Source organism: Enterobacter cloacae complex sp. P6RS (genome assembly GCF_014982245.1).
GTDB lineage: Bacteria > Pseudomonadota > Gammaproteobacteria > Enterobacterales > Enterobacteriaceae > Enterobacter > Enterobacter bugandensis.
Window position 1 is genome coordinate 285,566 of the sequence record NZ_JADCLB010000020.1, and the last position, 24,015, is coordinate 309,580.

Genomic DNA, 24,015 nt, shown 5'->3' on the forward strand with positions numbered 1-24,015 from the left:
GGCGCTTCGCTTACCGGGGCTACCATTTATCGCTACTTACGGCATCGCGGGCGGCGTAATACCGAAATGATTCCACGCCCGCACCGTCGCCATACGACCACGTGGGGTACGCTGTAAGAAGCCCTGCTGGATCAGATACGGCTCCAGCACATCTTCGATAGTCTCACGCTCTTCGCCAATTGCCGCCGCCAGGTTATCCAGCCCGACCGGCCCGCCAAAGAACTTGTCCAGCACCGCCAGCAGCAGTTTGCGGTCCATATAGTCAAAGCCTTCAGCATCGACGTTCAGCATATCCAGCGCCTGGGCGGCGATCTCGGCGGAAATCGAACCATCGTGCTTCACTTCAGCAAAGTCACGCACGCGGCGCAGCAGGCGGTTGGCAATACGCGGCGTACCGCGGGAACGCTTTGCCACTTCATATGCCCCCTCTTCGCTCATATCCAGCCCCATGTAGCGCGCGCTGCGCCCCACGATATGCTGAAGATCGGGTACCTGATAAAACTCCAGACGCTGAACGATGCCAAAGCGGTCGCGCAGCGGAGAGGTCAACGACCCAGCGCGGGTCGTGGCGCCAATCAGGGTAAACGGCGGCAGATCGATTTTGATGGAGCGCGCGGCCGGGCCTTCGCCGATCATGATATCCAGCTGGTAATCCTCCATCGCCGGATAGAGCACTTCCTCCACCACCGGTGACAGGCGGTGGATCTCATCGATAAACAGCACGTCATGCGGTTCAAGGTTGGTCAGCATCGCCGCCAGATCGCCCGCTTTCTCCAGCACCGGGCCGGAGGTGGTACGCAGGTTGACGCCCATTTCATTGGCAACGATATTCGCCAGCGTGGTTTTCCCTAGCCCCGGCGGGCCAAAAATCAGCAGGTGATCGAGCGCATCGCCGCGCAGCTTTGCCGCCTGGATGAAAATCTCCATCTGGGAACGTACCTGCGGCTGGCCGATGTACTCATCAAGCAGCTTCGGGCGGATCGCACGATCCACCACGTCTTCTGCCTGAAGGGTGCCTGCCGATACCAGGCGGTCTGCTTCAATCATCCTTTACCTCACAATGCAGCGCGCAGCGCTTCACGAATCAGAGTTTCACTGCTGGCGTCCGGTTTGGCAATTTTGCTCACCATCCGGCTGGCCTCCTGAGGTTTATAGCCCAGCGCCACCAGCGCGGCAACCGCTTCCTGCTCGGCGTCATCATCAGAGGCTAGCGCACCCGGAGCAGTCAGAACCAAATCGGCAGCCGGAGTGAACAGATCGCCGTGCAGACCTTTAAAGCGGTCTTTCATCTCAACAATCAGACGCTCTGCGGTTTTCTTACCAATGCCCGGAAGCTTAACCAGCGCCGCGGGATCTTCGCGCTCAACAGCATTCACAAACTGCGGAGCGGACATGCCGGACAAAATCGCCAGCGCCAGCTTTGGCCCCACACCGTTGGTTTTAATCAGCTCGCGAAACAGGGTGCGTTCCTGCTTGTTGTTAAAGCCGTACAGCAGCTGGGCATCTTCACGCACCACAAACTGGGTAAAGACAATCGCCTCTTTGCCCGCGTCCGGCAGCTCGTAGAAGCAGGTCATCGGCATATGGACTTCATAGCCCACGCCACCCACTTCCAGCAGCACTAACGGGGGTTGTTTTTCAATGATGATGCCTCTGAGTCTGCCTATCACGTGACGCTCCTGCGTTCTGGGAGAAATTAACTGCCGACATAATAAAAAAAGGCTGGATGTTTATCCAGCCTGATTTCTGATTATCGTAACCTGCCTCGCGCCAGATTGAGCCGCGACTCGCTCATTTGCATCGCGTTCTGGCTGACGTGGCAGTGGGTAATTGCAATCGCCAGCGCATCGGCGGCGTCGGCCTGCGGGTTCGCGGGAAGCTTCAGCAGGGTGCGCACCATGTGCTGCACCTGGCTCTTCTCCGCGCTACCGATGCCCACCACCGTCTGCTTAACCTGGCGCGCGGCGTATTCGAACACAGGGAGATCCTGGTTCACCGCAGCCACGATGGCCACCCCACGCGCCTGACCGAGCTTCAGCGCCGAATCCGCGTTCTTCGCCATAAAGACCTGCTCAATGGCGAAATAGTCTGGCTGAAACTGGGTGATGATCTCCGATACGCCCGCATAAATAAGCTTGAGGCGCGACGGCAGATCGTCCACTTTGGTGCGAATGCATCCACTGCCGAGGTAGGTTAGCTGGCGTCCCACCTGACGGATAACGCCATACCCGGTGACGCGTGAGCCGGGGTCAATCCCGAGGATAATCGACATCACGCGTCTCCCGTAAACGGTTTACAGGCTCTCATCAGAGAGTCGCTGCAACCTCATCAGAGATTTCACCGTTGTGGTACACTTCCTGCACGTCGTCGCAGTCTTCGAGCATGTCGATCAGACGCAGCAGTTTCGGTGCGGTTTCTGCATCCATATCCGCTTTGGTGGACGGGATCATGGAGACTTCAGCGTTGTCCGCTTTCAGGCCCGCCGCTTCCAGCGCATCGCGCACGGCACCCATCTCTTCCCACGCGGTGTAGACGTCAATGGCACCATCATCGTAGGTCACCACGTCTTCCGCACCCGCTTCCAGCGCCGCTTCCATGATCGCATCTTCGTCGCCTTTCTCGAAAGAGATGACGCCTTTTTTGCTGAACAGGTAAGCTACGGAGCCGTCAGTGCCCAGGTTGCCGCCGGTTTTGGTGAACGCGTGGCGCACTTCCGCAACGGTACGGTTACGGTTGTCGGACAGGCATTCAACCATCACCGCAGTACCGCCAGGGCCGTAACCTTCATAAATGATGGTTTCCATGTTCGCGTCTTCATCACCGCCCACGCCGCGTGCGATAGCACGGTTCAGGGTGTCACGCGTCATGTTGTTAGACAGCGCTTTATCTACCGCCGCGCGCAGGCGTGGGTTAGAAGCCGGGTCGCCGCCGCCCAGACGCGCTGCTGTCACCAGCTCGCGGATGATTTTGGTAAAGATCTTACCGCGCTTGGCATCCTGTGCCGCTTTACGGTGTTTGGTGTTGGCCCACTTACTATGACCTGCCATAAAAAGTTCTCCAAAAATCGCGCCTTCTCAGGCCGCGTTAATTACAAATTCTTCAATCGCCTGCCGGTTGCTCCACGACTTGGTCAGTGCGGCGGCATCCGCCGCGTTCACCCAGCGGTAGTTCAGGTGTTCGGTAAACACAATCTCCCGCTCATGGGGGAGCGCGAGACAGAACCACGACTCCGTGTTGCGCTCAATGCCCGGCGCATAGCGATGACGTAAATGGCTAAAAATTTCAAACTCCACCGTGCGCTGACAGTCCTTCAGGGTCAGTTGCTCATGAGCAACGTCAATGGTGACCTCTTCCTTTACTTCACGCGCGGCGGCCTGCGGCGCGGTCTCCCCCTCTTCCAGGCTGCCGGTAACCGACTGCCAGAAATCAGGATCGTCGCGCCGCTGCAACATCAGCACCCGCTTCGTGTCTTCTGCATAAATGACCACCAGGACAGAAACGGGAAGCTTATATGCCATATCAGTTTTTCTCTTCCTTCTTCACCACTTCAATGCCCAGCTCGGCCAGCGCTGCCGGGTTGGCAAAGCTTGGCGCTTCGGTCATCAGACACGCTGCGGCAGTGGTTTTCGGGAAGGCGATAACGTCACGAATGTTATCGGTGCCGGTCAGCAGCATGGTCAGACGGTCGAGACCGAAGGCCAGACCCGCGTGCGGAGGCGTGCCGTACTTCAGGGCGTCCAGCAGGAAGCCAAACTTCTCGCGCTGTTCCTGCTCGTTAATACCCAGAATGCCGAACACGGTCTGCTGCATTTCACCGCTGTGAATACGTACGGAGCCGCCGCCCACTTCATAGCCGTTGATAACCATGTCATAAGCGTTTGCCACTGCCTCTTCCGGCGCCGCTTTCAGCTCTGCCGCCGTCATCTCTTTTGGCGAGGTGAACGGGTGGTGCATCGCGGTCAGGCCGCCTTCACCGTCGTCTTCAAACATCGGGAAGTCGATAACCCACAGCGGCGCCCATTTGCTTTCGTCGGTCAGGTTCAGGTCTTTGCCGAGCTTCAGACGCAGCGCGCCCATCGCATCCGCAACGACTTTCTTGTTGTCTGCGCCGAAGAAGATCATGTCGCCGTCCTGCGCACCGGTGCGCTCAAGGATCGCTTCCACGATGTCCGCGTTCAGGAATTTCGCCACCGGGCTGGTGATCCCTTCCAGACCTTTCGCACGCTCGGTCACTTTAATATAGGCCAGACCTTTCGCGCCGTAGATCTTAATAAAGTTGCCGTAGTCATCAATCTGCTTACGGCTCAGCGCCGCGCCGCCCGGTACGCGCAGGGCAGCCACGCGGCCTTTCGGATCGTTAGCCGGTCCCGCGAATACCGCGAACTCAACGGATTTCACCAGGTCAGCCACGTCCACCAGCTCCATCGGGTTACGCAGGTCTGGTTTGTCGGAGCCGTAGCGACGTTCCGCTTCGGCGAAGGTCATGATCGGGAAATCGCCCAGCTCAACGCCCTTCACGTCATTCCACAGGCTACGCACCAGCGCTTCCATCACTTCACGCACCTGTTCGGCGGTCATGAAGGAAGTTTCAACATCGATCTGGGTAAATTCTGGCTGACGGTCAGCGCGCAGGTCTTCGTCGCGGAAGCACTTAACGATTTGATAATAGCGGTCGAAGCCGGACATCATCAGCAGCTGTTTGAAGAGCTGCGGTGACTGCGGCAGCGCGTAGAATTTGCCTTTATGAACGCGGGATGGCACCAGGTAATCGCGCGCGCCTTCCGGCGTGGCTTTGGTCAGCATCGGGGTTTCAATATCGAGGAAACCGTGGTCATCCATAAAGCGACGCACCAGGCTGGTGATTTTCGCACGGGTTTTCAGGCGCTGAGCCATTTCCGGACGACGCAGATCCAGGTAGCGGTATTTCAGACGCGCTTCTTCAGTGTTGACGTGGTTGGAGTCCAGCGGCAGCGCTTCGGCACGGTTGATGATAACCAGATCGGACGCCAGCACTTCGATAGCGCCCGTCGCCATGTCTGCGTTAACGTTTTTCTCGTCACGCGCACGCACGGTGCCGGTGACCTGAATGCAGAACTCATTACGCAGCTCAGAGGCCAGCTTCAGCGCATCTGCGCGATCCGGGTCGAAGAACACCTGAACGATACCTTCACGGTCGCGCATATCGATGAAGATAAGGCTACCAAGATCACGACGACGGTTGACCCAACCACACAGGGTGACCTGCTGTCCGACGTGGGACTGACGCAGCTGCCCGCAATATTCTGTACGCATGAGATATCCCTTAATTAGCCGCAGGCTAAATGTCGCCTGGTATGCAGGCTACTATGTCGCAGCTTTCTGTATGTCACAACTGGATGAAAAAAGGCGGCTATTATACTGGAAATTCCGCCGGACGATAAGAGCGAACCACCGCCAGACGGTCGTTTGCTGCACTCTTATTGCGCATTCTCACAAAAATTAACAAAATTATCCGACCGATAACAGGTCATCACGTCGTAAGGTGTTACGGAAGTGATTAATTTACCTGGAGTGACGATGTTAACACTTGATGCCCGCAAAACCGCGCTTGTTGTGATTGATTTACAGGAAGGGATCCTGCCCTTCGCCGGTGGCCCACACGCAGCGGATGAAGTCGTCAGCCGCGCCGCTCGCCTGGCCGAGAAGTGCCGCGCCATCGGTGCCCCTGTGGTCATGGTGCGCGTAGGCTGGTCCGCTGATTTCGCCGAGGCGTTAAAACAGCCCGTTGATGCCCAGGCGCCCGCGCATACCCTGCCGGAAAACTGGTGGACGTACCCGGTGTCGCTGGGCAAACGCGACAGCGATATCGAAGTGACTAAACGCCAGTGGGGCGCGTTCTACGGGACCGACCTTGAGCTGCAGCTTCGCCGCCGCGGTATCGACACCATTATTCTGTGCGGCATTTCCACCAATATCGGCGTCGAATCGACAGCCCGTAACGCCTGGGAGCTGGGCTTTAATCTGGTGATTGCTGAAGATGCCTGCAGCGCGGCTTCCGCGGAGCAGCATCAGGGCAGCATGACCCATATCTTCCCGCGCATCGGACGCGTGCGTAGTACGGATGAGATTTTAAGCGCGCTATGATGTACGTGGGCCTGCCCCAGTGGTCGCACCCTAAATGGGTGCGCCTGGGCATTACCAGCCTTGAAGAGTATGCCCGACACTTTAACTGCGTCGAGGGTAACACCACGCTGTATGCGCTGCCCAAAGCCGAGATAGTCGAACGCTGGCGGGAGCAAACAACGGACGATTTCCGTTTCTGCTTTAAGTTTCCGGCGACCATTTCCCACCAGGCCGCGCTGCGCAACTGCGGGGACTTAACGGAAGAATTTTTCACGCGCATGTCGCCGCTGGCGAACCGAATTGGACAATACTGGCTCCAGCTTCCCGCCACGTTTGGCCCGCGCGATCTGCCCGCCCTGTGGCAGTTCCTGGATGCCCTGCCCCGCGAATTCACCTACGGCGTGGAAGTCCGACATCAGGACTTCTTTGCGAAAGGCGAAGCCGAAAAAGCGCTCAACCGGGGCCTGCTGGATCGTTCCGTTAACCGGGTGATCCTCGACAGTCGTCCGGTGCACAACGCAGTACCGCATAACGAGGCCATCGTTGATGCTCAGCGTAAAAAACCGAAAGTGCCGGTCCACGCCATCGTGACCGCACAGAACCCGATGGTCAGGTTCATCGGCAGCGACAATATGCAGCAAAATCAGGCGATGTTCGCCGTCTGGCTGCAAAAACTCGCGAGCTGGGAGCACACCACCACGCCGTACCTCTTTTTGCACACGCCGGATATTGCTCAGGCGCCCGAACTGGTCGATGCTCTGTGGCAGGCCTTGCAGGCCGCGGTGCCATCCGTGGGCAGCGTCCCTTCCATCCCACAACAATCTTCTCTTTTCTGATATCACCCCCTATCATAGTGAAGTGCCATCTGCCAAAAAACAGGGAGTTAGTATGGTCAGCGCGCTGTATGCGGTGTTAGGTGCATTACTGCTGATTAAATTTTCGTTTGATGTTGTGCGCCTCAGGATGCAATACCGCGTCTCTTACGGCGACGGCGGTTTCTCCGAACTGCAAAGCGCTATTCGCATTCACGGTAATGCGGTGGAATACATCCCCGTTGCTCTCATCCTGCTGCTGTTTATGGAGATGAATGGCGCGGAAACCTGGATGGTGCATATTTGTGGCCTGATGCTTATTGCTGGCCGGTTAATGCATTATTACGGCTTTCACCACCGTTTATTCCGCTGGCGTCGTTCCGGCATGAGCGCGACCTGGTGTTCGCTTTTGCTGATGGTGCTGGCTAACCTGTGGTATATGCCGTGGGAGTTGGTTTTCTCCCTCCATTAGCGCACAATACGCCACTTTATTTTTCCCGGATTTTTACGTTATGTCAGATCGCGACACGCTTTTTTCCGCGCCTATCGCCAGCCTGGGCGACTGGACCTTCGATGAACGGGTAGCCGAAGTCTTCCCGGATATGATCCAGCGCTCTGTTCCCGGTTATTCCAATATTATCTCTATGATCGGTATGCTGGCTGAGCGCTTCGTTCAACCCGGTACGCAGGTCTATGACCTGGGCTGCTCGCTCGGCGCGGCAACGCTGTCGGTACGTCGTAACATTCATCACGATGGCTGCCGAATCATTGCCGTCGATAACTCCCCGGCCATGGTGGAACGCTGCCGTCGCCATATTGACGCGTACAAAGCCCCCGTTCCGGTGGACGTGGTGGAAGGCGATATCCGCGAGATCGAGATTAACAACGCCTCGATGGTAGTGCTGAATTTTACCCTGCAGTTCCTGGTGCCTGAAGACCGCCAGCTGCTGCTGGACAAAATTTACCAGGGGCTGAATCCCGGCGGCGCGCTGGTGCTTTCTGAAAAATTCAGCTTTGAGGATGCCAAAGTAGGCGAGCTGCTGTTCAACATGCACCACGATTTCAAACGGGCGAACGGCTACAGCGAGCTGGAGATCAGCCAGAAGCGCAGCATGCTGGAAAACGTGATGCTGACGGACTCCGTGGAAACCCATAAAGCGCGCCTGCACAAAGCCGGTTTTGAGCACAGCGAACTGTGGTTCCAGTGCTTTAACTTTGGCTCTCTGGTGGCGCTAAAAGCCGGGGATGCCGCATGATTGAATTCAGCAACTTTTATCAGCTGATTGCTAAAAACCATCTTTCCCACTGGCTGGAGACCCTGCCGGCGCAGATTGCCGCCTGGCAGCGCGATCAGCAGCACGGCCTGTTAAAGCAGTGGTCAAATGCCGTGGAGTATCTGCCGGAGCTGACGCCGCATCGTCTGGATTTACTGCACAGCGTGACGGCGGAAAGCGCAGAGCCGCTCCCTGCCGGGCAGATCAACCGCATCGAAACGCTGATGCGTAATTTAATGCCGTGGCGCAAAGGGCCGTTCTCGCTGTACGGCGTGAACATCAATACCGAGTGGCGCTCAGACTGGAAGTGGGATCGCGTACTGCCGCACCTTTCCGACCTGACCGGGCGCACCATTCTGGACGTAGGCTGCGGCAGCGGTTACCACATGTGGCGCATGATTGGCGCGGGAGCCCATCTGGCGGTCGGCATCGACCCGATGCAGCTCTTCCTGTGCCAGTTTGAGGCGGTGCGAAAACTGCTCGGCAACGACCAGCGCGCGCACCTGCTGCCGCTGGGCATAGAGCAGCTCCCTGCCCTGAAAGCGTTCGATACTGTCTTCTCGATGGGCGTGCTGTATCATCGTCGTTCCCCGCTTGAACACCTGTGGCAGCTCAAAGATCAGCTGGTCAGCGGCGGCGAGCTGGTGCTGGAAACGCTGGTGATTGAAGGCGATGAGCATGCGGTTCTGGTGCCGGGCGATCGCTACGCGCAGATGCGCAACGTTTACTTCATCCCGTCCGCGCTGGCGCTGAAAAACTGGCTGGAGAAATGCGGATTTGTAGATGTGCGCATTGCCGATGTTTGCGTAACGTCTATCGAAGAGCAGCGCCGCACCGACTGGATGATCACCGAATCGCTGGAGCAGTTCCTCGACCCGGCCGACCACAGCAAAACCGTTGAAGGCTATCCTGCACCGATGCGTGCGGTGTTGATTGCGACCAAGCCGTAGTTTTTCCCTCTCCCGTGTGGGGTGAGGGGATAAAAAAAGGCCCCTGTTGAAATTGCAGGGGCCTGGTACAAGCAAGCATCATATTGGGCGACATGATGCGCGGTAAAAATCGGTACGTTGCTACACGTGATGACGCTCAATCAGCGACTTCATTTCCGCAACCGACTCTCCCTCTACGCCGTAGCGAGAATATTCATCCGCTTCAGCATCCGTCGACATTGACAGCCCTGTATTGCGATAACGCATGGGTGAAGGTATCCATTTCCCCGCAGAGCTGTGAAGCTCTTCCACCCCGGCGTTTAAAAACCGTTCCAGATTGCTGGCACGGACTCCCGCACCCGCCATTATTATTGGAACACCGGAATGTGCTTTTAGTTCCGTAATTAATTGCAGACCTTTTTCCGCCGAAGACTGCTGTCCCGATGTCAGGACACGCGCCACGCCAAGTTCGGCAAGCGTATCAAATGCTTGCAGGGGATCTTTGCACATATCAAACGCACGATGAAAGGTGACGGCCATTCCTTTCGCGGCGTCCATTACCTTACGCATCCGCGGCAGGTCGACATGTCCGTCTTCATCAAGCAGGCCGGTCACCAGCCCCGGGAAGCCCAGGTCACGAACCAGCGCGATATCTTCAAGCATGGCACTGAACTCGCCCGCCGTGTAACAAAAATCGCCGCCGCGAGGCCGAATAATCGGGTGGACCGGGATGGTGACGGCCTGGCGGGCAGACTTCAACACGCCGTATGAAGGCGTTAAGCCCCCTTCTTTCGGGGCGGCGCATAGCTCAATACGGTCAGCTCCCATCTGTTGCGCCGTTACGGCACATTCCACGCTGTAACAACAAATCTCCAGCAGCGCCATCTGCTTCTCCTTAAAATCAGCTTAACGCGCCATCATTGCACGCCTCTCGGTTCGGGTCTTAGCGACGAATCACAACTCTCTGGCTTCGCTGGCAACAATCTGCTCAATGGTCCAGGGATGAAATTTCACGGTCACCTGCCCGTCCGTCACGGCCAGCGTCGGGTTAGGCAGACGCTCGCGCTCGCCTTTGGGTGAACTCGTCTTCACAAAAATCCCCGGCTTGCTTAACCCGTCGTCTGACAGCAGGGCCAGGGCGCGCGCGTTCAACGTTTCCGGCTCACCCGGCAGGACAATTTCGATATGCTCCCAGCCTTCGTGCGGATAGCGTTTCTCGCCCGGCCACGGCAGTTCAACCACGGTGAACTGCCAGTGCGCCACGTTCACCGGCTCATGCAGTTTGAACAGACAAATGGGGCGTCCATTGATGATGTTTTCAGAGAGCAGCTCGCCGCACTGTTCAAACCCGCGACGCCAGCGCTCGGCGGTGGCATTCTGGTGGCAGCGCAGGGAAATGTGATCCGCCTCAAGCGGCACGATATCCAGACCAAGACGGGTGGCAAGTTCTGTGAACGCCTTTGTGAAGCGCGGTAAATCTGCGGAAATATCATGCAGTTCGTCAATGGATTGCCAGTTCGCCATAAGTCAGTCTCTTTTCGTGTCGCAAAGCCGCTAATTTACTCCGTTGCCCCGTTTTGACCAACCGCTGAATCCGGCTTTTTATGACTGCATGGTTATGCACGCTTTCTTAGCCTGGATTCTGAGCAATCTTCGGCCCCCGCAATGCTGACGCCAGAAGGCATTTGCAGTATACTCCCGCCCTAAATTCTTTAACTGGCGCGGGCGGTTGTAAGCCCGCATCAAAAACGTAAGGTATCCAGGTGAATATTCAGGCTCTTCTCTCCGAAAAAGTCAGTCAGGCACTGATTGCCGCAGGCGCACCTGCGGATTGCGAACCGCAGGTTCGTCAGTCAGCAAAAGTACAGTTTGGCGACTATCAGGCTAATGGCGTGATGGCAGTGGCTAAAAAACTGGGCATGCCGCCGCGACAGCTCGCTGAGCAGGTACTGACGCATCTGGATCTCTCCGGCATTGCCAGCAAAACCGAAATTGCAGGTCCGGGCTTTATCAATATTTTCCTTGAGCCTGCGTTCCTGGCGAGCCACGTTGACGCGGCGCTGAAGTCTGACCGTCTGGGCGTTTCCCAGCCGGAAGCGCAGACCGTGGTGGTCGACTACTCTGCCCCGAACGTGGCGAAGGAGATGCACGTAGGCCACCTGCGCTCCACCATCATTGGTGACGCCGCGGTACGCACCCTTGAGTTCCTCGGTCACAAGGTGATCCGCGCGAACCACGTGGGCGACTGGGGCACCCAGTTCGGCATGCTGATTGCTTACCTGGAAAAACAGCAGCAGGAAAACGCGGGTGAAATGGCGCTGGCGGACCTGGAAGGGTTCTACCGCGAAGCCAAAAAGCACTATGACGAAGACGAAGCCTTTGCCGAGCGCGCACGCAGCTACGTGGTGAAGCTGCAGGGCGGGGATCAATACTTCCTCGAGATGTGGCGCAAGCTGGTTGACATCACCATGTCCCAGAACCAGCTTACCTATAACCGTCTGAACGTGACCCTGACTCGCGACGACGTGATGGGTGAAAGCCTGTACAACCCGATGCTGCCAGGCATTGTGGCGGACCTGAAAGCCAAAAACCTGGCGGTGGAGAGCGAAGGCGCAACGGTAGTGTTCCTTGATGAGTACAAAAACAAGGAAGGCGAACCGATGGGCGTGATTATCCAGAAAAAGGATGGCGGCTATCTGTACACCACCACCGATATCGCCTGTGCGAAATACCGTTATGAAACGCTGCACGCCGACCGCGTGCTGTACTACATTGACTCCCGCCAGCACCAGCACCTGATGCAGGCGTGGACGATCGTGCGTAAAGCCGGTTACGTGCCGGACTGCGTGCCGCTGGAACACCACATGTTCGGCATGATGCTGGGTAAAGACGGCAAGCCGTTCAAAACCCGCGCGGGCGGTACCGTGAAGCTTTCCGATCTGCTGGACGAAGCGCTGGAGCGCGCCCGGCGCCTGGTGGCAGAGAAGAACCCGGACATGCCTGCTGACGAACTGGAAAAACTGGCCAACGCCGTGGGTATCGGTGCGGTGAAATACGCGGATCTTTCCAAGAACCGCACCACCGACTACATCTTCGACTGGGACAACATGCTGGCGTTTGAAGGCAACACGGCGCCGTACATGCAGTACGCCTATACCCGCGTGCTCTCCGTGTTCCGCAAGGCGAACATTGATGAAAGCGTGCTGGCGAATGCGACATTGACCATCACGGAAGATCGTGAAGCACAGCTGGCGGCGCGTCTGCTGCAGTTCGAAGAGACGCTGACGGTTGTCGCGCGTGACGGCACGCCGCACGTGATGTGTGCTTACCTGTACGATCTGGCGGGTCTGTTCTCTGGCTTCTACGAACACTGCCCTATTCTGTCTGCAGAAAATGAATCGGTGCGTAACAGCCGCCTGAAGCTGGCTCAGCTGACGGCGAAGACCCTGAAGCTGGGTCTGGATACCCTGGGTATCGAAACCGTAGAACGTATGTAAAAAAGAAACCCGGCAAACGCCGGGTTTTTTATTATCAGAAGTATTTCCGCAAATACTCTGTCAGACAGAGAATCGCCATTGCCTGGCCATACGGCATCGACGTCAGCGGTATTTGACGATAAAAATCGAGATCGCTGCCCATTCCCGTCCCGAACGAGGTTTGCAGCAGCTCCCCTTCCGGCGAGATATTTTGCACAATACCGCGAATCGCTTTCTCCGCCACCTCAGCGTACTCTGCGCCGACATAACGCTTGCGCACGGCCTTCAGAATTCCGTAGGCAAACCCTGCCGTGGCCGACGCCTCCAGATAAGAATCAGGATCGTCCAGCAGCGTATGCCACAGCCCGCTCTCGTCCTGACATTTTGCCAGCGCGGCAACCTGCGCCTTCAGCACCTGCACCAGATAACGGCGCACGGCGTTGTTTTCAGGCAGATCAACCAGTTCGAGGAAGTCCGGGATCACAATGGTCAGCCAGCTGTTGCCGCGCGCCCAGCGGGCCCGGGCAAAGTTATGATTGCCGTCGTAGCTCCAGCCGTGGAACCACAGCCCGGTCTCCCGGTCCATCAGGTTCTGCACGTGGAGCAGGAACTGATAGATCGCCTCCTCTACGTACTCCGGCTTATTCAGCAGCCTGCCGATTTTCGCCAGCGGCAGCACAGTCATCATCAGCGTGTCGTCCCACATCTGCTGATGATTCTCTTCCGCCAGCGTGATGTGCTGCATGCCGCCGTGTTCGGTGCGTGGCATTTCAGTCATCGCCCACTCCGCCCAGCTTTCCAGCCACGGCAGCCAGGCCGGGTTTTTGCTCTCTTCGTAGCGATAGGCCAGCGTCAGGAACGGCGACATCGTATTGACGTTTTTGGTGGTGGCACCTTCCGCAAAGCGGTCGGCAAACCAGCTGTCGATAATGTTGCGCATCCCTTCGTCACCGGTCTGGCAGTAGTACTGCCAGATGCCATACAGGCCGACGCCGTGCGTCCACTCCCATCCGGCCCAGCCCTTGGTGTCGATCACGCGCCCGTCGTCCAGCCGCAGCAAAAATTCACCCGTTTTGTCGTGGATATTGACCAGGTTGTGCGTCACCTTTTGAATCAGTGATTTCAGCTCGTCCCGGGCGATAAAGCGCTCTGGCTGACGCAATAGCGGGCTATGTTTGACAGGCCAAACTTTCATCATCTTAACCTCTGTTGTATGTCGAATTGAGTACCGCGCGATCCTTCAGCGTCGATGCCGCTGGCTTATTGCGATTCAGATAACCGATGTTGTTATTGCCCCACAGTGACTCATAAGGCATACCGGCCAGCATCTCGACGGTGGCGCGGGCGTGTGGCGTCGCTGACTCCGGCATCGCATGACCACACTCACGCATTTTCGCGGTCTCCTCGCGCAGCGTGCTGTGGGTCTGCAAATTAAGCCTGAAGCGCAGGGAAACGAGGAAACCGCAGAACAGCACCAGGATGGTGCCCACGCTCAGGATCAGCAGAATGGTGTGGCTCACTTCCGCAGGCTGTACCTTCTGACCGCTGACAAAGCCGGACATTTGCATCACGATGCCCACCAGCATCACCGCACCGGCCTGTGAGGCCTTACGGGTCAGGGTCATGATGCCGGCGAAAATCCCTTCCCGGCGCTGGCCGGTGATCGCTTCATCCACGTCAGCAATGTAGGTATAGGTATTCCATGGCACATAGTTAATACCGCCGCGACCCAGCCCAGCCACCGCAGAGATCAGCAACAGCAGAGCGTAGACGTCGCTCAGACCGGCGTAATAGAGCATGGCGTAAGAGAGAGACGCCAGGCCAAACAGCACCACCACCATGCGGTAGGACGGCGCAGGTCCGAAGCGAATACACAGCGGGATCATCCCGATCACGGCGAGGAACTGGAAGATAGCCATCGTGCCCAGCAGGTTGGACGCCATTGACGCTTCCTGCATCAGTACAAACACCACGTAATAGGTGAAGACTGCGTTAAATACGTCCTGTGCGATGTAGCCGCCGAGGTACATGCCAAGATGCTGGCGGAAAATCTTGATGCGCAGCGTAGAGCTTAATTCGACAAACAGACGGTTGATGCTTTGCCCCAGCGTCAGTTTCTTCTTCTCTTCTTCGGCACGCAGCGCCGCTTCAGACCACTCCTCACGCGGGCGCTCCCAGGTAAAGAACCAGACAAAGGTCAGCATCAGGGCGCACAGCACGGAGAAAACCAGGCTTGCGTAAAAGAATGAGACGGCGTTGTCTTTACCGAAGTGGGTGAGCAGGATCCCCGGCAGGAAGGAGGCCAGAATCGCTGACATCTGCGCCATAGAAATACGCGCCCCGGAGAACTTGGTTTTCTGTTTGAAGTCGTCGGTCATTTCCGGCACCAGCGTCTCGTAAGGCACCAGAATCATGGTGTAGACAATATCAAACACCAGATAGGTCAGCAGGTAGTACCAGAAATTCATGTCCCCCACCCACATCAACGAGTAGCTGAACACGCACGGAATGCCTAGCAGGATAAAGAACTTACGCCGGCCAAAGCGCTTTCCAGCCCAGGTCGTACCGAAATTATCCGTCAAAAAGCCCATTAACGGGCTGACAACAGCATCCAGCACCCTCGCAGCGGCAAAGATGAAGGTTGCTTCAATCGGTGTGAGTCCACAGAAGGTGGTATAAAAATACAAAAGCCAGGCCGCCGTCAGGGCGGTCGTACCGGCCCCGAGAAAATCGCCTGCCCCGTAAGCAAGATAATTTGCGAGTCCAATTTTACGTGTTTTCATTGCCGTCAACCCTAAGCAAATTTGGGAGACTCCCTGCAAGTAAGGCTCATCGGGGAGTTTTTACACGGCTACAGTAAATGCAACGACGTCCTGATACCTTTCTGTTTCTGCCATCACGGGCAGGGTAAATGGCAAAAATGCAAAGAGTCGCGTCACGCGTGTCACTAATTTATAAAACAGCGTTTCTTTTGCATCAAAAGGCGAGGTCAATTTTGCGAGACAGCCATCAGAATTGACTGATGGCTGGTGACAAAGGCAGGCAGCTAGCGGTAGTTAACGATGACAGAATTACTCTGCACCTTTAGCGCCGGGATCAAACGTCCTCCGCCCGGCACTTCCCAGATAAAACGTAAAGGTTCAATGGCCGGCACGCCGTTGAACGCCTGCGTTGTGCCATTTTCGCCGTCGATTTCCGTGCAGCGGGTCTGTGAGCAGAGGCGCACCCGCAGTCCGGCTGGCGTTGGGCCAATCAGCCTGTAGTTCCACACCACCATCCCCATCTGACCAGAAACCGTTTCAGAGGGCGACAGCGGATTAGAAGACATGGCGACACCCCGGTTGCTGAGGGTCACGCCCATGCTGCTTGCCTGCCAGGTCCCTTCCCCGGCGGCCTGAGCCGCCAGCGGGAAGAGCAAAATCCATAGCCATTTCATTATTTTCCTCCAATCGTTGCCGTCATGCGGATATGGCGGTTATCCGACAGCTCCAGATTCGACAGCACAACAAGCTGATTCAGGCTGCGGCGCAGGAAGCGCGACAGCAGCGGACGCAGCGCGTGGTTGACCAGCAGCACCGGCGGCGCGCCCAGCATCTCCTGACGCGCCAGCGCCTCCTGAGTTTGCTCCAGCAGGCGATCCGCCAGGCCAGGCTCGAGGCCGCCGCCGCCCTGCAGGGCCTGCAGCAGCAGGCGTTCAAGCGGCGTATCGAGGCCAATCACCTGGACTTCACCGGTTCCCGGGAACCACTGCTGGGTGATCGCACGCCCCAGCGCCACGCGCACCACCGCCGTCAGCTCGTGCGGATCGCTCTGCAGCGGCGCATGCTCGGCAAGGGTTTCCAGAATAGTACGCATATCGCGGATCGGCACTTTTTCCTCAAGCAGGTTTTGCAGCACCTTGTGCAGCGTAGTTAACGTCAGCACGCCCGGCACCAGGTCTTCCGTCAGCTTCGGCATCTCCTGCGTCACGCGATCGAGAAGCTGCTGCGCTTCCTGACGGCCAAACAGCTCTGCCGAGAATTGCCCAATCAGGTGATTAAGGTGGGTTGCCACCACGGTACTGGCTTCGACAACCGTATAACCCTGGATTTGCGCCTGCTCTTTCAGCGCGCTTTCAATCCAGATTGCCGCCAGGCCAAAGGCCGGATCGACGGTCTGCTCGCCCGGCAGCGTGCCTGCTGCAGTGCCTGGGTTAATCGCCAGCCAGCGTCCCGGGTAAGCTTCGCCGCTGCCAATTTCAACACCCTTCATCAGAATACGATAGCGCGCGGGCGGCAGGTCCATATTGTCCTTGATATGCACCACCGGCGGCAGGAAGCCCATGTCCTGGGCGAATTTTTTACGGATGCTGCGGATGCGGCCAAGCAGCTCTCCATCCTGCTGGAAATCCACCATCGGGATCAGGCGATACCCCACTTCCATTCCCAGGGAATCTTCCAGCTGAACGTCGTTCCAGGTTGCTTCGACGGCCTGGGTGTTCTCCGGCATTTTCACCGGAACAGGTTCCCCTGCCGGTTGGGTTTCACGGCCACGCATCCACCAGGCAAGGCCCAGCAGCCCCGCCGTAAACAGCAGGAACACGAGGTTTGGCATACCCGGCACCAGGCCGAGCAACCCGAGAACCGCCGCGGCCAGCAGCATCACGCGTGGGTTACTGAACAGCTGGCCCACCATCTGCTCGCCAACGTCCTGATCGGTACTGACGCGGGTCACGATAACGCCCGCCGCAGTAGAGATAACCAGCGCTGGGATCTGTGCGACCAGACCATCACCGATGGTCAGCAGCGTATAGCTTTCCGCCGCATGGCCCATGTCCATCCCGTGCTGCAGTACCCCCACCAGCAGGCCACCGACCACGTTAATCACCATGATCAGGATGCCCGCGATGGCATCACCGCGCACAAACTTACTCGCACCGTCCATGGAGCCGTAGAAGTCCGCTTCCTGGGTCACTTCCGCGCGGCGCTTTTTGGCTTCATCTTCGGCGATAAGCCCGGCGTTCAGATCGGCGTCGATCGCCATCTGCTTGCCCGGCATCCCGTCGAGCACAAAGCGCGCGCCCACTTCCGCGATACGCCCGGCACCCTTGGTGATAACCATAAAGTTAATGATAACGAGGATGACGAACACCACGATCCCGATAGCGAAGTTCCCGCCCACCAGGAAGTGGCCGAAGGCCTCGACCACCTTACCCGCCGCTGCCGCGCCGGTGTGGCCCTCCATCAGGATGATACGCGTGGAAGCCACGTTCAGCGCCAGTCGCAGCAAGGTGGTAAACAGCAGAATGGTCGGGAACGCGGCGAACTCCAGCGTGCGCTGGGTGAACATCGCCACCAGCAGCACCATAATGGACAGCGCAATATTGAAGGTGAAAAGCAGATCGAGGATGAACGCCGGGAGCGGCAGTACCATCATCGACAGAATTAACAGGATGAGGATCGGCCCGGCAAGGATCTGCCATTGGGTCGATTTCAGGTTGCCGGGCAGGCGCAACATTGCCACCAGATTAGCCATCAGTGTCCTTCTCGTTCATAAAATCCAGCGCGGCAGGCACCGGAAGGTTCTCAGGTTTGACAGGCCGTTGACCGCCGGCCAGACGCCAGCGCTTCAACTGCCATACCCAGGCCAGCACTTCCGCCACCGCGGCGTAGAGCTGACCAGGGATCTGTTGTCCGATATCCGCGTGGCGGTAAAGGGCTCGCGCCAGAGGAGGCGCTTCCAGGATCGGCACGCGGTTTTCGGTACCAATTTCCCTGATACGCAGTGCAATCAGCCCCGCCCCTTTTGCCACCACTTTCGGCGCGCTCATTTTGTTTTCGTCATAGCGCAGCGCCACGGAATAGTGCGTCGGGTTGGTAACGATGACGTCCGCCTTCGGCACATCTTCCATCATGCGGCGACGGGCGGCGGCACGCTGCATCTGCCGGATGCGCCCCTTCACGTGCGGGTCACCTTCCATCTGCTTATATTCGTCGCGGATGTCCTGACGTGACATTCGCAGTTTCTTGAAGTGGGAATAGAGCTGGAAGATAACGTCAAAACCCACCATCGGAATAATGCTGAGCACCACCAGCAGCGCGCAAAGCCCGACCAGGTTCAGCGCATTGCTCATCGCGGTAAGGGGCGACTCGCTGATAAGGCGCATCATTTCGGGCCAGTGGTACCAGAGGAAAAACCCTGCGGAACTGCCCATCAGCACCGATTTGAGAATAGCCTTGAGCAGCTCGGCCCCGGTCTGTGCCGAGAACATTTTCGCAATGCCCTGCAGCGGGTTCAGTTTTGAAAATTTAGGTTGCAGCGATTTTCCGCTAAAGACCAGCCCGCCCAGCATCACCGGGGAGACCAGCGCCACCAGCACCACGCCGGTAATCAGGGGCAGTAGCGCAACCATGGCCCCTTTTATCAGCTGAATAATCTGGCTGAGGATCAGATTCGGGTCGTTGACCATGCTGTGGTCAAAACGTAAGCCGGTAGAGAGCATCCCCGCCAGCTTGCGGGCGAGCGACTCCCCGCCCCACCAGATAATGCACACGCCTACGATAAGGATCAGCAGGGAGGTCAATTCTCGGGATCGGGGGATCTGCCCTTCCTCACGCGCCTTTTCTAGTCGGTGGGGTGTGGGGGCTTCCGTTTTGTCGTCGTTCTCTTCTGCCACAGTGCATGCTCAGCCCATTACGTCACGGGTATCATGCCAGCGCAGCGGAAATCCAATGGCGGGAAAAGCCCGTTTATTCGGGCTCTTTTCGGTGATTTTGTCGTAAACCGCCTCAGGCGGCGTAACCCCCTGAGGCGGAATGGACAATCAGAAGCCGAGGCTGTCCAGCAGGTCGTCCACCTGATCCTGGCTTGCCACGACGCCCGCCTTGCTGGCGTCGAGCTGCGGACCATTGAGCAGGCTTTCGTTCTCGCGTTTTGGACGGGCAGCCGGTTCCGGAATGTTCTCCAGCAGCACCATCAGCAGCTGGCGCTCAATCTCCTGAATCACATCCATCATGCGCTTGATGACCTGACCGGTCAGATCCTGGAAATCCTGCGCCATCATGATGTCCAGCAGCTGGGCGTTGGTGAAGCTGGTGTGGCCCGGCACATCCCCCAGGAACTGACGGGTATCGGTCACCAGCTCGCGGGCATCCGCCAGCTCGATGGGGTTCTCAAACCACTCGTCCCAGCGTTGGGTTAGCGCTTTCGCCCCCTTTTCCATCGCATCCTGGTGCGGCTGTGACGCTTCAACGCTGTTCAGCGCACGTTCCGCGGCCTGAGCGGTCATCTGCACGACGTAGTCCAGACGATCGCGGGCGTCAGGAATCGCTTCCGCCGCTTCGGCAATCGCCTGATCCAGACCCAGCTCACGCAGGCTGTCACGCAGCATGCGCGTCAGGCTGCCGATGCGGACGATGATGTCGCTCGGCGAGTGTTCTTCAACGGGTTTCATAGCAGGTTGCATCATCACCAACACCTCACATGCCGAGTTTCTCGAAGATCTTACCGAGCTTCTCTTCCAGGGTCGCCGCGGTGAATGGCTTCACCACGTAGCCGCTTGCGCCCGCCTGTGCAGCGGCAATGATGTTCTCTTTTTTCGCTTCTGCCGTGACCATCAGCACCGGCATAGACGCCATGCCCGCATCAGCACGAATGGTTTTCAACAGTTCCAGACCGTCCATGTTTGGCATGTTCCAGTCGGAGATGACAAAACCAAACCCGCCAGCCTGCAGTTTGTTCAGCGCATCCACGCCGTCTTCTGCTTCTTCAACGTTGTTGAAGCCCAGCTCTTTCAGCAGGTTGCGCACAATGCGACGCATGGTGGAAAAGTCATCCACAACCAAAAACTTAAGCTCTTTATCCGCCATAAAATAATACTCCTGAGTCAAATACGTATTGCCTGTCCGGCACTGATTTTCGCCAGCATCTGCTGGCTTACCTGGCTAAGATCGACCACTTCGCTCACGCCACCCATATTGATGGCCTCGCGCGGCATGCCGAACACCACACAACTTGCTTCATTCTGCGCAATCGTCCAGGCGCCAGCCTGGTGCATTGCAAGCATTCCGGCGGCACCGTCGTTGCCCATCCCCGTCAGGATCACCCCAACGGCGTTGCGCCCCGCATGTTTCGCCACCGAATGAAACAGCACATCCACCGACGGACGGTGCCGGTTAACCGGCGGTCCGTCATGAATTTTGATTTGATAGTTAGCGCCGCTGCGCGCCAGCTCCATATGCTTGTCCCCCGGTGCGATATACGCATGTCCCGGCAGCACGCGCTCGCCGTCTTCCGCCTCTTTCACGCTGATCTGGCACAGCTTGTTCAGACGTTCGGCGAAGGAGCGGGTAAAGCCAGGCGGCATATGCTGCGTGATCAGAATACCCGGACTTGAAAGCGGCAATGGCTGGAGTACATGGCGAATTGCCTCTGTTCCTCCGGTTGACGCCCCAATAACCAGCAGTTTTTCCGAGCTGAGTAACGGTCCGGCCTTCAGGGTTGCCGGCGCGGCCATCGGCTTGTGGGCCGCGAGCTTCGCGCGCGAGGCGGTGCGAATTTTCTCGGCGATCATCTCGCTGTACGCCAGCATCCCCTCGCGAATGCCGAGCTGCGGTTTGGTGACAAAATCCACCGCCCCCAGCTCCAGCGCGCGCAGAGTGATTTCCGATCCTTTCCCGGTCAGGGAGGAGACCATCACCACCGGCATGGGACGCAGGCGCATCAATTTCTCAAGGAAATCTATGCCATCCATGCGCGGCATCTCGACATCCAGCGTTAGCACGTCGGGGTTATATTTTTTAATTAAATCCCGCGCTACCAGCGGATCCGGCGCAGTGGCCACCATCTCCATGTCGCTGTGGCTATTGATGATTTCAGTCATGATCTGACGCATCAGCGCTGAATCATCGACAGACAATACCCTGATTTTACTCATGCTTTTTCCTTACTCAGCGCATATACCGTTTGCCCACGCAGGCTAAACTCACGCGCGAGGTTGCTGAAGTTTTCCGAGTGCCCGGCAAACAGTAAACCGTCAGGCTTGAGCAACGGAACAAACCGACGCAGAATGTCCTGTTGCGTCGTTTTATCAAAATAGATCATGACGTTACGGCAAAAAATGGCGTCGAAAGGCCCCGGCACGTTGTACTGCTTATCGAGCAGGTTAACGGGCGCGAATTCGACGCAGTTCGCCAGCTCCTGGCGTACGCGAACCAGGCCTTCATGCGGCCCCGTGCCACGCATGAAGTAACGCTGCAGCTGCTGCGGCGACAGCGTTTTCAGCTCGTCCTGGCGATACACGCCGTTGCGCGCTTTCTCCAGCACCTCGGTGTCGATATCGCTGGCGTAGACTTTCCAGCGTCCCGGCGCCATGCCCAGCGTGTCTGCAAGGGTGATCGCCAGCGAGTACGGCTCTTCGCCCGTCGAGGCGGCCGCACTCCATACGCGATACTCCCCGGTGCGACGGCGCGCGTGCTCGGCCAGAACCGGAAAGTGGTGGGCTTCGCGGAAAAAGGCCGTCAGGTTGGTCGTGAGTGAGTTAATAAAAGCCTGCCACTCCGCGCTGTTCTGGTTCGCTTCGAGCATGCTCAGATAGCGGCCAAAATCATCCAGCCCCAGCGTACGCAAGCGCCGCACCAGACGGTTGTAGACCATGTCCCGCTTATGATCCGCAAGCACGATCCCCGCACGCTGGTAGATTAACTGACATATCCGACGAAAATGCGCGTCGGACAGCGCGAGGCGCTGTGTCATCTGCAACAATAATGACGTTTGCCCAGGGGGCATTGGTGATGTCATAGCGCCTTCTTAATTACATTCAGGATACAACTGGCACGGCCTGCGACCGCCCGACTTCTGTTACTGCTTCAACGTGCTCTTTCACATTAAATACCGCGACCAGCCCGGTGAGACGATCCGCCTGGCTGGCCAGCTGATCGGTTGCCGCTGCCGCTTCCTCAACTAACGAGGCATTCTGTTGCGTCACCTGATCCATCTGGCTGACGGCCTGAGCCACCTGCTCTATCCCGCGACGCTGTTCATCCGACGCCGAGGCAATCTCGCCCATGATGTCGTTAACCCGCGTCACCGAGGTGACGATCTCGTGCATGGTATGCGCCGCCGTATCCACAAGGGCAGACCCCTGCTGGACGCGAGAGACCGACTCTTCAATGAGGGACTTAATCTCTTTCGCCGCGTTAGCGCTGCGGCTCGCCAGGTTTCGCACTTCACCTGCCACCACCGCAAACCCACGTCCCTGCTCGCCGGCGCGCGCCGCTTCCACGGCGGCGTTCAGCGCCAGGATATTGGTCTGAAACGCAATACCGTCAATCACGCTGATGATGTCGCCGATCTTCTGCGAGCTGGCGGCAATCTCCTGCATGGTGCTGGCCACGTGAGAGGCCTGATCGCCCCCTCTCTTCGCCGTCAGCGCCGCCTGTTTTGACAGGTCAGACGCCTGGCGCGCGTTATCGGCGTTCTGGCTTACCGTCGCGGTCAGCTGTTCCATACTGGCCGCCGTCTGCGCCAGCGACGCCGCCTGCTGCTCGGTGCGGGACGAGAGATCGTTATTCCCTGCCGCAATCTCTGAGATCCCCGTATGCATGGCGTAACTGCCCTGACGCACGTCGGATACCGTTTCCCGCAGCGACCCCTGCATGGCCTTCAGGCTGGCAAAGATCGCCGAAATTTCGTTTTTGCCAAACACCGCCACCGGACGCGCCAGATCCCCCTTCGCAATACTGTCGAAGTGGCTGCTGATAATCGCCAGAGGCTGCACAATCATTCTGCGCGCCCAGAGCAGCGCCCCGCCGGTCAGCAGCCCCGCCAGAATCACAACGACGGCAAAGATAACGCCCGACATGTGATAGCTGGTGCGGCTTGCTTCACCGGCGCGCAGAACGGACTGATTGATATCCTGCTGCCACGCGTCAAAGCTGCCGTCAAACGCCGCCTGAGACGCCTGGACCGGAGCGGTCATGAAGTCCGAAAGCTGGTTGTTCTCAAGCCAGGTCGCCTGGTGGTCCAGATCGCTGTACCACTGCTCAAAGTTCTTTTTCATGGCCGCCTTCAGCGCTTTCTCTTTCTCGCCGTCGGCCGCCTGCGCCGTGAAGGCCTTAAACTGTGCGTCTGCCTGCTTCAGGCTGTCGCGCGCCGTTGCCATCAGCGCCTTAATGTCATCCGGCGGATAGCTGAGCGCGGTTAAGGTTCCTGCCTTGTTCAGCGCAGTGCTTGCCTGCAACAGCACGGCACGCGTTTGTGCCAGTGCGGAGCGCTGCTGATTACTCGCCTCAACGTCCTGCAAATTCTGATAGCCATCGCGAAACGCCCAAAAAGACAACCCGTTACTGCCAACCTGCAACACACCGCAAAGGATCAGAATCAAAAACAGTGTGGTCGAGATACGAATACGATTTAACATCCACGCTCCCATCAAGCGGCAAGC

The 24,015-nt window shown here is 57.7% G+C and carries 24 protein-coding genes; 6 read left to right on the plus strand and 18 right to left on the minus strand.

All coding sequences use genetic code 11. The annotated features are described in order from the left end of the window. Positions 1-36: 36 nt before the first annotated feature. From ruvB to aspS, 6 genes are all read right to left on the minus strand, one after another. Complete coding sequence (gene ruvB, locus INF73_RS15075; protein WP_028013623.1) at positions 37-1,047, minus strand: Holliday junction branch migration DNA helicase RuvB; 1,011 nt, start codon at positions 1,045-1,047, stop codon at positions 37-39. Between the two features lie 8 nt (positions 1,048-1,055). Continuing rightward, the gene (gene ruvA / locus INF73_RS15080) at positions 1,056-1,670 is read right to left on the minus strand and encodes a Holliday junction branch migration protein RuvA (protein ID WP_193540538.1); all 615 of its coding nucleotides are present in this window, start codon (positions 1,668-1,670) and stop codon (positions 1,056-1,058) included. 80 nt (positions 1,671-1,750) lie between these two features. Beyond that, entirely contained in the window at positions 1,751-2,272 is a 522-nt protein-coding gene (gene ruvC, locus INF73_RS15085; protein WP_003859749.1) for a crossover junction endodeoxyribonuclease RuvC, read from the minus strand. Positions 2,273-2,306: 34 nt separating this feature from the next. After that, positions 2,307-3,047 carry a YebC/PmpR family DNA-binding transcriptional regulator gene (locus tag INF73_RS15090; RefSeq protein WP_003859747.1) on the minus strand — a complete coding sequence of 247 codons (741 nt, stop codon included), beginning with the start codon at positions 3,045-3,047 and terminating at the stop codon, positions 2,307-2,309. A 27-nt stretch (positions 3,048-3,074) separates the two neighbouring features. Continuing rightward, the gene (gene nudB / locus INF73_RS15095) at positions 3,075-3,518 is read right to left on the minus strand and encodes a dihydroneopterin triphosphate diphosphatase (protein ID WP_059353978.1); all 444 of its coding nucleotides are present in this window, start codon (positions 3,516-3,518) and stop codon (positions 3,075-3,077) included. 1 nt (position 3,519) lies between these two features. Further along, positions 3,520-5,292 carry an aspartate--tRNA ligase gene (gene aspS, locus INF73_RS15100; protein WP_028013627.1) on the minus strand — a complete coding sequence of 591 codons (1,773 nt, stop codon included), beginning with the start codon at positions 5,290-5,292 and terminating at the stop codon, positions 3,520-3,522. 264 nt (positions 5,293-5,556) lie between these two features. Here aspS and INF73_RS15105 point away from each other — a divergent pair, with 264 nt between their 5' ends. The 5 genes from INF73_RS15105 to cmoB are packed head-to-tail and all read left to right on the plus strand — an operon-like array spanning position 5,557 to position 9,138. Continuing rightward, positions 5,557-6,123, plus strand: coding sequence for a hydrolase (locus INF73_RS15105; protein WP_028013628.1), 567 nt, complete (start codon positions 5,557-5,559; stop codon positions 6,121-6,123). Continuing rightward, on the plus strand, positions 6,120-6,938 hold the full coding sequence (locus INF73_RS15110) for a DUF72 domain-containing protein (protein ID WP_045260317.1): 819 nt from the start codon (positions 6,120-6,122) through the stop codon (positions 6,936-6,938). The genes INF73_RS15105 and INF73_RS15110 overlap by 4 nt, the downstream gene beginning before the upstream one ends. Before the next feature lie 52 nt (positions 6,939-6,990). Then, on the plus strand, positions 6,991-7,386 hold the full coding sequence (locus tag INF73_RS15115; protein WP_028013630.1) for an MAPEG family protein: 396 nt from the start codon (positions 6,991-6,993) through the stop codon (positions 7,384-7,386). A gap of 40 nt (positions 7,387-7,426) precedes the next feature. After that, entirely contained in the window at positions 7,427-8,170 is a 744-nt protein-coding gene (cmoA, locus tag INF73_RS15120) for a carboxy-S-adenosyl-L-methionine synthase CmoA (protein WP_045260318.1), read from the plus strand. Continuing rightward, positions 8,167-9,138: a tRNA 5-methoxyuridine(34)/uridine 5-oxyacetic acid(34) synthase CmoB gene (gene cmoB / locus INF73_RS15125; RefSeq protein WP_028013632.1), complete on the plus strand. Its 972-nt coding sequence runs from the start codon at positions 8,167-8,169 to the stop codon at positions 9,136-9,138. The genes cmoA and cmoB overlap by 4 nt, the downstream gene beginning before the upstream one ends. Positions 9,139-9,258: 120 nt before the next feature. Here the strand turns inward: cmoB and cutC are convergent, their stop codons facing one another. Continuing rightward, positions 9,259-10,002, minus strand: coding sequence for a copper homeostasis protein CutC (cutC, locus tag INF73_RS15130; RefSeq protein WP_193540536.1), 744 nt, complete (start codon positions 10,000-10,002; stop codon positions 9,259-9,261). Between the two features lie 69 nt (positions 10,003-10,071). Then, positions 10,072-10,641 carry a VOC family protein gene (locus INF73_RS15135; protein ID WP_193540534.1) on the minus strand — a complete coding sequence of 190 codons (570 nt, stop codon included), beginning with the start codon at positions 10,639-10,641 and terminating at the stop codon, positions 10,072-10,074. Positions 10,642-10,880: 239 nt separating this feature from the next. Between INF73_RS15135 and argS the strand changes: the two genes are divergently transcribed. Next, positions 10,881-12,614 carry an arginine--tRNA ligase gene (gene argS, locus INF73_RS15140; protein ID WP_193540532.1) on the plus strand — a complete coding sequence of 578 codons (1,734 nt, stop codon included), beginning with the start codon at positions 10,881-10,883 and terminating at the stop codon, positions 12,612-12,614. A gap of 34 nt (positions 12,615-12,648) precedes the next feature. Here the strand turns inward: argS and INF73_RS15145 are convergent, their stop codons facing one another. From INF73_RS15145 to tap, 10 genes are all read right to left on the minus strand, one after another. After that, entirely contained in the window at positions 12,649-13,788 is a 1,140-nt protein-coding gene (locus tag INF73_RS15145) for a glycoside hydrolase family 105 protein (RefSeq protein ID WP_193540590.1), read from the minus strand. Between the two features lie 4 nt (positions 13,789-13,792). Then, positions 13,793-15,376 (minus strand): MFS transporter, encoded by a 1,584-nt coding sequence (locus tag INF73_RS15150; RefSeq protein WP_193540530.1) that lies wholly within the window; start codon positions 15,374-15,376, stop codon positions 13,793-13,795. 263 nt (positions 15,377-15,639) lie between these two features. Next, positions 15,640-16,032 carry a flagellar protein FlhE gene (locus INF73_RS15155; RefSeq protein WP_028013640.1) on the minus strand — a complete coding sequence of 131 codons (393 nt, stop codon included), beginning with the start codon at positions 16,030-16,032 and terminating at the stop codon, positions 15,640-15,642. After that, positions 16,029-18,107, minus strand: a complete 2,079-nt coding sequence (gene flhA / locus INF73_RS15160) for a flagellar biosynthesis protein FlhA (RefSeq protein ID WP_193540528.1) — start codon at positions 18,105-18,107, stop codon at positions 16,029-16,031. The genes INF73_RS15155 and flhA overlap by 4 nt, the downstream gene beginning before the upstream one ends. Further along, on the minus strand, positions 18,100-19,248 hold the full coding sequence (gene flhB, locus INF73_RS15165) for a flagellar biosynthesis protein FlhB (protein WP_028013642.1): 1,149 nt from the start codon (positions 19,246-19,248) through the stop codon (positions 18,100-18,102). Before flhB ends, flhA begins: the two co-directional genes overlap by 8 nt. Before the next feature lie 147 nt (positions 19,249-19,395). Continuing rightward, positions 19,396-20,040, minus strand: coding sequence for a protein phosphatase CheZ (gene cheZ / locus INF73_RS15170; RefSeq protein WP_028013643.1), 645 nt, complete (start codon positions 20,038-20,040; stop codon positions 19,396-19,398). 10 nt (positions 20,041-20,050) lie between these two features. After that, positions 20,051-20,440, minus strand: coding sequence for a chemotaxis response regulator CheY (cheY, locus tag INF73_RS15175; protein WP_008500431.1), 390 nt, complete (start codon positions 20,438-20,440; stop codon positions 20,051-20,053). Positions 20,441-20,457: 17 nt separating this feature from the next. Further along, positions 20,458-21,507, minus strand: coding sequence for a chemotaxis response regulator protein-glutamate methylesterase (locus INF73_RS15180; RefSeq protein WP_014884341.1), 1,050 nt, complete (start codon positions 21,505-21,507; stop codon positions 20,458-20,460). Next, entirely contained in the window at positions 21,504-22,370 is an 867-nt protein-coding gene (gene cheR / locus INF73_RS15185) for a protein-glutamate O-methyltransferase CheR (RefSeq protein ID WP_014884342.1), read from the minus strand. The genes INF73_RS15180 and cheR overlap by 4 nt, the downstream gene beginning before the upstream one ends. A 19-nt stretch (positions 22,371-22,389) precedes the next feature. Next, the gene (gene tap, locus INF73_RS15190) at positions 22,390-23,991 is read right to left on the minus strand and encodes a methyl-accepting chemotaxis protein IV (protein WP_041909430.1); all 1,602 of its coding nucleotides are present in this window, start codon (positions 23,989-23,991) and stop codon (positions 22,390-22,392) included. Positions 23,992-24,015 lie beyond the last annotated feature (24 nt).